We start from the raw sequence: 2,400 nt of genomic DNA, 5'->3' as shown, positions 1-2,400 counted from the left end.
CGATATCAGTAGATGATTGATTTGAAGTATATCCAAATCTACCTTCACCGTATAAACCGTTTACAGCTGAATCAGTTGAACCTAAGTCCGAACCAGTTCCACCGAAAAGTGATTTTCCGTTGAATCCACCTTTTCCTGCTTGAGCCGTACCATATTTAAAATCTAGATAAAAGATTAGTCCAGATGGTAAGTTCATTGGTTGTACACTAACGAATTCTTTCGAAGCTATTTCTCCGAAGATACGTCTTACTAGTGGAAGGGCTACGCCACTCCACTCTTCATTACCAGCTGAAGTTCCTGTTGCAGTTGCTTCGTCTAGTAATTGTTTTGCTTGGTTCTCTAAAAGAACCGAAATTTGAGATTGCTCTCTGTCTGCTAAACCTTCAAGAAGTCCAGTTTGTTCCCATTTACCTTTAAGTTCTCTAGTCTCTGCTAGCATAACTTGCTGTGGGTTCTTTCCTTCCATTAATTTAGATAAATCAAAATTTGCCATTTTTATTTTCCTTTTTTTGGGTTAAAATTATTTAATATTTGCTAATTGTTTGAATCTATCAGCCATCGTGTTAGTTGATTCAGTAATTACTTCTTTAGAAGGAGCAGTACTTGCAACAACTTTTGATGCGAATGATTCAGTTAATTTCGCGGTTTGTTTTGTTTTTCTTGATGTACCACCTATTTTAAGTGATTCCGCAAGTGTACTAAATACTAGTTTTACTTCTCTAACATTTTTAGTTCTGTCTAATGTTTCAACAACTTTCATTTTCTGGTCATTGTTCAAGTCATAAGAACGGAATAATTTGTTAGTGTAAAGTAATTTAGCGTTTAATAAATTTACTTCGTTGATTGTAGATTTTAATGATTTGATTGTTGTCATAGCTTCTTCTAGTTCAGCTTTTGCTTCATCCAATTCACTATCATCTTCTTCTGAAACTTCTTCTTCAGATTCTTCATCTTCTCCGTATCCCATTTCTTTTAGGATTTCGTCTAAGTTGATTTCTTCATCCAATTCTTCTTCGAATTCTTCTTCGTTTTCTTCAGAAACTTCTTCACCTTCTTCTGATTCACCTTCTTCTGATTCTTCTACTTCTTCAGCAGCTTCTTCAGCGTGGTGTTCATCTTCGTGTGATTCGATTTCATCAGATGCGATATCAGATACTTCTTCAGATTCTTCATCATCAAGTTCTTCTTCAAGTTCTCTAATGATAGATTCTAAATCTAGTTCATCTTCATCAGCTTCTTCTTCAGATTCCATAGTTTCTTCTACTTCTTCTTCAGCTTCTACTTCTTCAGATTCTTCTTCAGATTCTTCTTCAGATACTTCTTCTGATTCTTCATCATGAGATTCTTCTACTTCTTCAGCAGCTTCTTCTTCTGATTCATCTTCAGTTACAGTTTCTTCAGATACTTCTTCACCTTCTTCAGCTTCTTCTTCTTCAGTTACAGTTTCTTCAACTGCTTCTTCTTCTTCGGTTACTGTTTCAGTTGCTTCTACTACTTCGCTTTCTTCAACTTCTTCTTTATCTTCATCAGCTTCTTCAATTTCTTGAGTTAACTTCTGAGATAGAATAGATTGTAAACGAGGTGTGAACGCTTCTTCTAAAGCGATTTTAGCGTTTGCTATTGCAGTAGCTCTAACGGCTTTTGCATCAGCGATAGCTTCTTTTAACAAATTTGAGTTTGCCATAATTTACCTTTCGATTTATTTGTGTTTGTGAAAATATTTGGGATTTCCAATAGAAAATTAAAAAAATCGGTTTGTTTGGGTTACCCTACATAAGATATTCGTGGGTATTCATAAACCAATATAGTAAATCCACATTAATGGTGGATTATTAGTAATAAGTATGTTAAAATATAATTAAACGTAAAATATTATCTGTTTTTATCGTTTTTTTTATCTTTCTTATCTAAATTCCTTTGTTTCTTAGGTTTTTTAGTATAAAGCTTTGCTTTTGTATCACCACTACCCTGTTTATCAAGTATGGTTTGTTTTTGTTGTTCTCTAACAGCCAATTGTTTTTCTCTTCTACGAACAGTTGTGGGTTTTTTGTAGTATCTTCGTTCTCTTACTTCCATAAGATGACCAGAATCCATACTTCTTCGTTTGAACATCTTGAGTGCTCTGTTTATATCTCCCTTTCTTACTTGAATGGAAACAATTGGTAATCTTTTACTCATTCTCCTTTTTTTAAATAACTTAGTTGGTTATGATATTTTTTTTACGATAAAATCAATATCTAAAAGAATTCCATATCCAGCACCTTCGTAGTTATACATTGGTTTGAATTTTAATTTAGTTTTCTTTTCAGCGTACTTAGCTAATTGTTTAGTTATATCATCTTTTGATGTATCACCTAATTTTTCTATCTTATCTAACTCAACTGATTTTTTAGGAATGAA

General features: G+C 33.2%; 4 protein-coding genes. All 4 read right to left on the bottom strand.

What is annotated here, in order from left to right:
- The coding region (locus AACZ53_RS14405; RefSeq protein ID WP_339839880.1) for a hypothetical protein at positions 1-493 on the bottom strand (493 nt) is incomplete at its 3' end.
- 27 nt (positions 494-520) lie between these two features.
- A complete protein-coding gene (locus tag AACZ53_RS14400) occupies positions 521-1,684 on the bottom strand; it encodes a hypothetical protein (protein ID WP_339839878.1) in 1,164 nt (387 codons plus the stop codon).
- A 188-nt stretch (positions 1,685-1,872) separates the two neighbouring features.
- Positions 1,873-2,178, bottom strand: a complete 306-nt coding sequence (gene rpsU, locus AACZ53_RS14395) for a 30S ribosomal protein S21 (protein ID WP_339839876.1) — start codon at positions 2,176-2,178, stop codon at positions 1,873-1,875.
- A 27-nt stretch (positions 2,179-2,205) separates the two neighbouring features.
- A partial coding sequence (locus AACZ53_RS14390; RefSeq protein ID WP_339839874.1) for a hypothetical protein occupies positions 2,206-2,400 on the bottom strand: 195 nt, incomplete at its 5' end.

Origin of the sequence: uncultured Flavobacterium sp., assembly GCF_963975005.1 — a bacterium.
GTDB lineage: Bacteria > Bacteroidota > Bacteroidia > Flavobacteriales > Flavobacteriaceae > Flavobacterium.
This window is presented reverse-complemented; position numbering and strand designations above follow the sequence as displayed.

Coding starts and splice junctions, on each gene's coding strand:
- AACZ53_RS14400 (WP_339839878.1), bottom strand. CDS start 1,684: ATGGCAAACTCAAATTTGTTAAAAGAAGCTATCGCTGATGCAAAAGCC.
- rpsU (WP_339839876.1), bottom strand. CDS start 2,178: ATGAGTAAAAGATTACCAATTGTTTCCATTCAAGTAAGAAAGGGAGAT.